At 68.5% G+C, this 6,215-nt stretch carries 8 protein-coding genes; 5 read left to right on the forward strand and 3 right to left on the reverse strand.

The window, feature by feature from the left end:
- Positions 1-140 precede the first annotated feature (140 nt).
- The 5 genes from I55_RS29710 to I55_RS29730 all read left to right on the forward strand — a co-directional run bounded on the left by I55_RS29710 (position 141) and on the right by I55_RS29730 (position 3,889).
- Positions 141-917, forward strand: coding sequence for an SDR family NAD(P)-dependent oxidoreductase (locus tag I55_RS29710; RefSeq protein ID WP_044564336.1), 777 nt, complete (start codon positions 141-143; stop codon positions 915-917).
- Positions 914-1,318, forward strand: a complete 405-nt coding sequence (locus I55_RS29715; protein WP_044564337.1) for a Rieske 2Fe-2S domain-containing protein — start codon at positions 914-916, stop codon at positions 1,316-1,318. Before I55_RS29710 ends, I55_RS29715 begins: the two co-directional genes overlap by 4 nt.
- Positions 1,315-2,268, forward strand: coding sequence for an RHO alpha subunit C-terminal catalytic domain-containing protein (locus tag I55_RS29720; protein ID WP_083901532.1), 954 nt, complete (start codon positions 1,315-1,317; stop codon positions 2,266-2,268). The genes I55_RS29715 and I55_RS29720 overlap by 4 nt, the downstream gene beginning before the upstream one ends.
- A 4-nt stretch (positions 2,269-2,272) precedes the next feature.
- Complete coding sequence (locus tag I55_RS29725) at positions 2,273-2,833, forward strand: GNAT family N-acetyltransferase (protein ID WP_044564339.1); 561 nt, start codon at positions 2,273-2,275, stop codon at positions 2,831-2,833.
- An 84-nt stretch (positions 2,834-2,917) separates the two neighbouring features.
- Entirely contained in the window at positions 2,918-3,889 is a 972-nt protein-coding gene (locus tag I55_RS29730) for a rhamnan synthesis F family protein (protein WP_044564340.1), read from the forward strand.
- An 85-nt stretch (positions 3,890-3,974) separates the two neighbouring features.
- Here the strand turns inward: I55_RS29730 and I55_RS29735 are convergent, their stop codons facing one another.
- The 3 genes from I55_RS29735 to I55_RS29745 form a co-directional block, all read right to left on the reverse strand.
- Positions 3,975-4,535, reverse strand: a complete 561-nt coding sequence (locus I55_RS29735; RefSeq protein WP_044564341.1) for a TetR/AcrR family transcriptional regulator — start codon at positions 4,533-4,535, stop codon at positions 3,975-3,977.
- A gap of 3 nt (positions 4,536-4,538) precedes the next feature.
- Positions 4,539-5,003: a nuclear transport factor 2 family protein gene (locus tag I55_RS29740; protein WP_044564343.1), complete on the reverse strand. Its 465-nt coding sequence runs from the start codon at positions 5,001-5,003 to the stop codon at positions 4,539-4,541.
- Positions 5,004-5,161: 158 nt separating this feature from the next.
- On the reverse strand, positions 5,162-6,215 hold a 1,054-nt coding region (locus I55_RS29745), incomplete at its 5' end, for a ketoacyl-ACP synthase III (RefSeq protein ID WP_199902768.1).

Consider the following 6,215-nt stretch of genomic DNA (forward strand, 5'->3'; position numbering starts at 1 on the left):
CTTGATCTAAGATATATCTCGACCCTTTCTTGAGTCAAGGCCCCGCCGCCAGCTTTTTTCCGGGCGCCGGAATCCCGCATCATTGACGGGCACGGGGCCGTCCCCGGATAGTCGGGGCGTGAATGAAGGAAACGCCCGCCATGACTGAAACGCCCGAGACTCCGCACAATCCCATGAGCCTGGCCGGCCGTTCCGTACTGGTGACCGGCGCGTCGGCCGGCATCGGCCAGGCCACCGCCGTGCTGCTGTCGCGCCTGGGCGCCCGGGTCACCCTGAACGGACGGGACGAGGGGCGGTTGGCCGACACGCTGTCGCGCCTGATCGGGGATGGGCATCGGGTGGCGCCCTTCGACATGGGCGACCTGGACGCCATTCCGGGCTGGATGAAGGAGCAGGCGGCCCTGTCCGGCCCCTTCCACGGCGTCGCCCATTGCGCCGGGATCCAGACGCTGCGGCCCATCCGCATTTTTTCCCAGGATTTCTTCGACCAGGTGATGCGGGTCAACCTGGGGTCCTGCCTGGCCCTGGCTAAGGGGTTGCGGCAGAAGGGCGTCCATGCCGAGCGGTCGGCCATGGTCTTCATCTCGTCAACCGCCGCCACCGCCGCCTCGCCCGCCAACATCGTCTACGCCGCGGCCAAGGGCGGCATCATCGCCGCCACCAAGGGCCTGTCGGCCGAGTTGCTGCCCGACGGCATCCGCGTCAACTGCGTGGTCCCCAGCATCGTCATGACCGACCTGATCGAGCGCGGGTTCGAGAAGCTGAGCCAGGAGCAGATCGACCATCTGGAGCGGTTGCAGCCCTTGGGCTTCGGCCATGTCGACGACGTGGCCCACGCCATCGCCTATCTGCTGGCCGACACCGGGCGCTGGATCACCGGCACGGCCCTGACGGTGGACGGGGGGCGCACGGCGTGACGGAATCGGCACCCCGCTGGGTCGACCTCGGGCCGGCCGCGGCCGTGGCCGCGCATGGCGATTACCTGACCGGCACGGCGCCGGACGCACGGGGGGCGGCCATACCCGTGGTGGCGCAGAATTTCCAAGGTGCCTTGAAGGCCTTCCGCAACGTCTGTTCCCACCGCTACGCCCTGATCCATGATCAACCCTGCGGGCGCGGCCTGTTGCGCTGCCCTTATCACGGCTGGGTCTATGACGCGGCCGGCGTGCCCATCGGCATCCCCTTCGACGACAGCGATTTCCACCTGGACGCCACCGCCCGCCAGCGGCTGGCCCTGACGCCCGTGGGCCTGGCCGTGGCGGAAGGCCGGGTTTGGGTGAACACTGACGTGACCGCCGCCTTTCCGGGAAACCCATGATGGCGGAGATGCTGCCCGCCCGCTGGTTCGACGATCCCGATTGCCACGCCCGGGAAATGGCGGCGCTACGCCGGCAATGGCTGTACGTCGGCACCCGGTTCGACACCCCGCTGACATGTACGCCGCTGGACACGTCCATCACCCTGGCGCCCGACCTGACGGCCAGCGACGCCCAGGGCCGGGCGGTGGAGACGGCCGCCTGTGGCGCCTTCATCTTCGCGCGGCTGGAGGGGGGCGGTCCCAGCCTGGCGGATCATCTGGGACCGGTGGCGGACCATCTGACCCTGTTATCGGGGCAATGCGACCAGCCCGCCGCCCAGGACCACCTGGACTTCGCCGCCAACTGGAAGGCGCTGGTGGAAAACACCATGGACGATTTCCACGGCTCCACCGTCCATCCCACCACCATCCACCCCGCCGTCCACGCCGACTGGCAGACCCATCTGGAAACCACCCGCTACGGCCGCCACAGCCTATCCAGCTGGCGGCTGTCGGAAGGGACGGAGACATGGTGGCGGCGCGTCGACGCCAAGGCCGGCCTGCGCCGGCCGGCCAACCACGCGCGCTACGACCACTGCTTCGTCTTTCCCAACCTGTACGTCGCCAGCTTCTACGGCGCCCTGGTCATCACCCACACCGTGACCCCCCTGGCCCCCGACGCCAGCCGCCTGGACTGGCGCCTGTTCCTGCCGGTGACGGCGCCGGAAAGGCCGGCCGTGGCCGCCTTCCGCCGTTCGCTGGCTACCCTGCTCGCCGACTCCGCCCGCGCCGTCATCCTGGAGGATCGGCCCCTGTGCGAACGGGTGCAGCGGGCGCGGGGAAGCGCGCTGGGCCCCGGCGTCCTGGGCCGGCGGGAGCGCCGCATCGCCGATTTCCACCACGCCTGGGCCCGCGCCCTGGGCCTGGACGCGCCGCCCCCGCCGGCGGACGCCCCCTATGAGGAGGCATGACCCCATGGGCCTGAGCTATCGCCGGCCGACGGAAGACGACGCCCGCCTGCTGCTGGACTGGCGCCTGCGGCCCGATATCGCCCGCCACCTGTTCACCCAGGTGGAGGACGACATCGACAAGCAGCGGGCCTGGCTGGCCCGCTGCGACGCCCGCGACGACTATCACCACCGCATCATGATGGTGGATGGCGTGCCGGTGGGCTATGCCTCCATCACCGTCACCCACGCGGCCTGGGGCATCGCCACGCTGGGCGCTTACATGGCTGATCGGCGGGGCCGCACGGGCGCCGGGCCGCTGAACTTCACCCACGCGCTGAACCATGTGTTCCACGCCCTGGGCCTGCGCAAGGTGGTGAACCAGATCATGGCCGACAACGACCGCGTCCTGCGCGGCCAGACCCTGCTGGGCTACCGCCATGTCGGGGTGCTGAAGGACCATGCGGTCAAGGAAGGTCAGGCATACGACGTCCACCTGTTCGAGATCTCGGCGGCGGATTGGGCCGCGAAGCGCTTAAAATTCAAGGAATATGCCGATTGGGATGGCCGCATCTGGCCCCCTGCCTGAAAGGCCGATAGACCGCAAGGTCTCTTGGTTAACAGGCGTGGAAGGGAACAAGAAGCTCATGTTCCCACGTGCCAGGTCCCACAAATGGCCACGACCGATCGTCAGGAAATCCCCACCCCCCGCCGCGTGGCCCTGTTCGCCCATTTCGACCGCGACGGCCAGATCGACGACCATGTCCTTCATTACCTGCGCGGCCTGCGCCAGGTGGCGGAGCGCATCCTGTTCGTGTCCGATGGCGCGCTGATGGAGGGGCAGGCCGAGCGGCTGGGACATATCGCGGAACTGGTGCACGCCGGCCGCCACGGCGGCTATGACTTCGGCAGCTGGAAGCTGGGCTTCCAGGCACTGGGCGCCGACATCGCGCTGTATGACGAGGTCATCGTCGCCAATGACAGCTGCTACGGCCCGGTGTTCCCCTTTGGCCCGGTGTTCGACAAGATGGCGGCGGAGGCGTGCGACTTCTGGGGCCTGACCGACGGATTGGTGGACGGCGACATCCGCTACTTGACCAGCAACTTCCTGGTCTTCCGGCCGGCGGTGACCAGCCATCCGGAATTCACCCGCTTCTGGGCGGAGGTGACGCGCCAGCCCGACAAGGCGGCCGTCTGCCGCGCCTATGAATTCGGCCTCAGCCAGCGGCTGATGGCCCTAGGCTTCCGCCCCGGCCGCTATCTGCCCCAGGCCTTCGTGGCCAAGGAGCTGTATTCCGACATCTACTTCGATGAGTGCCTGGAGGCCCACCACATGCCGCTGGTGAAGGTGGCGGTGTTCAACCAGAACCAGCAGCGCGTCTCCCGCCTGCGTGAGCGGCTGGACCGCATGGCCGAATTCTATCCCGTGAACCTGATCGAGGCGCACGTGGCCCGCCTGTGCGGCACGGCGCATCCCCCCGTCCACGACCTGCCCTGGCGGCAGGAACGTACGCGCCTGGCCCCCCTGCCCGGCACGTACAGGCGCAGCAAATACAGCCGCGACCTGCGCTGGTGGCTGTGCTACGTCCGCGTTCTGGGCATCCCGGTGTTCGCCACCGCCCGGCGGGTACGGGCGGTGGCATGAATCCCGGCGGCTCCTTGACCAACGGCACTGCCGCCTGGGAACCTGGTATTAAGGTAGGCGTCGCCGTTTTGGCAGTTGCCACCTTTTAAGCCAGGCCCAAGCCCGCCCGCAGCCGCGCCAGCGTCCGGGTGAAGACGCCGGTGTCATCCAGCGCCCGGGCCAGGACCAGGGCGCCCTGAATGCCGGCCACCACCTCCTCCGCGTCCGCCCGTGCTTGGGCAGGGTCGCGGCCGGCCCGTTCCAGGGCACCCGCCAGGGCCGTCACCCACGCGGCGAAGTAGCCCCGCACCTGTTCGGTGAACAGGTCACGGGCATCGCCGAGGGCGAACACGCCCACCACGCACACACGCCGGCCGGAGCGGAAATAGGCATCGGTGGCCTGGAACATGGCCTGCACCGCCGCCATTCCACCATCGGCCTGGTCGAGCGGTTCGAAAACGTGGGTGCGAAACCAGCCATCGATGTGGGCCAGCACCGCCTCCGCCATTTCCGCCTTGCCGCCGGGGAAGAGGTTGTAAAGGCTGCCCTTGCCCAGGCCGGTCCGGGCGGTGATGGTCGACAGGCTGGCGCCTTCGAAGCCATGGTCGCGGAAGATCTCCGCCAGGGCGGAGATGACGTCCTGGCGGTCGGCAAGGGGGCGCGCCATGCCTCAGAGGCCCAGGTCGCTGAGGCCGGGATGATCGTCGGGGCGGCGGCCCAGGGGCCAGTGGAACTTGCGCTCCGTTTCCTTGATGGGATGTTCATTGATGCTGGCGTGGCGCGCCCGCATCAGGCCATCGCCGTCGAATTCCCAATTCTCATTGCCATGGGCACGGAACCAGTTACCGCTGTCGTCGCGATACTCGTACACGAAGCGTACGGCGATGCGGTTGCCGTCATGCGCCCAGATTTCCTTGATCAGGCGGTAGTCCAGCTCCTTGGCCCACTTGCGGGCCAGGAAGGCTTCGATGGCCGGGCGGCCGGTGACGAATTCCGCCCGGTTGCGCCAGCGGCTATCCACCGTGTAGGCCAGCGCCACCTTGGCGGGATCACGGCTGTTCCATCCGTCTTCGGCGGCGCGCATCTTCTGGATGGCGGTTTCAAGGGTGAAGGGCGGCAGGGGCGGACGGGACATGGCGATCTCCATGGGTTAAGAGTTGTACCGATCGGTACGACTTGACCGATTGGTACAAGAAACCCTTGCCCAAGGCAAGTCCCATTTCACGACCGCCCCCCGTTCCAGCCTCAAGCCACCGCGCGCCGGCGTGCAGCCGAATTCCCGTGGGGAAGGTCTCAGACCTCCAGCGGGGCGAAGCCGTCCGGCATCTCCGCCAGCGTGGGCGCGGCGATGGGGCCGATCTCCGCCACCAGGGTGCCCCAGGACCAGCCGACGCCGAAGCCGGCCATCAGCAGCTTCTTGGGCCCGTCGGCGAAAAAGTCGCCCAGCCGGTGGCAGATGGCCAGCGGCACGGAGGCCGAGCTGGTGTTGCCGAACTTTTCCATATCGATGAGGAAGCGTTCGGGGGCGGCGCCGATCTTCTTGCGGATATGGTCCAGCATCATGCGGTTGGCCTGATGCGGGACGATCATGTCGATGTCGTCCAGCGTCACGCCGGCATGCTCCATGGCGTCGCGCAGCAAGGGCGGGACGGAGCGGAGGGTGAAGGTGAAGACCTCCGCCCCGTTCAGGTGCAGGCGGGCGTCGCGGTAGAGGCGCTGATGCTCCTCCGCCGACCAGGGCTCCTCTGTGGGGATCAGGCAGTCACGCTTGCCGCCGGCCTTGACGAAGATGTGCTTGGCGCCGCTGCCGTCGGTGCCCAGGATGGCATGGATGGGCGGCGCGCCCTCATCCACCTCCAGCGCCGTGGCGCTGCCGGCGTCGCCAAACAGGGGCAGGGTGGCGCGGTCGTCGGGGCGCAGCCAGCGGGCGGAATTGTCGCCGGCCAACACCAGGGCGCGCCGCGCCGTGCTGCCGCCCAGCAGGCGGGCCGCCATCCAGGTGCCGTAGGCGAAGCCGGAGCAGCCCAGCGGCACGTCGAAGGCCGCCGCCGTGGTGGGCAGGCCCAGGCGCCGCTGGATGACCGCCGCGGTGACGGGCAGGACGTAATCCGCGTCCTGGCTGACGAAGATCAGCAGGTCGACCGACGCCGGATCCCAGTCCAGCTGCCGCATCAATCCCTCGGCCGCCGCCACGCACATGTCGGACGCCATGTAGGGCCGGGGCAGCAGGCGCCGCTCCGCCACGCCGATGGTGGCGTACAGCTTCTTGGGCTCCTCCTCCGTGAACAGGCTGTGGTCTTCCAGGTAGGAATGCCGTTCCCTCGGCACCACGGCCCCGGAGCCCCTG

Origin of the sequence: Azospirillum sp. B4, from assembly GCF_000333275.1 — a bacterium.
In the GTDB taxonomy this organism is placed as follows: Bacteria; Pseudomonadota; Alphaproteobacteria; order Azospirillales; family Azospirillaceae; genus Nitrospirillum.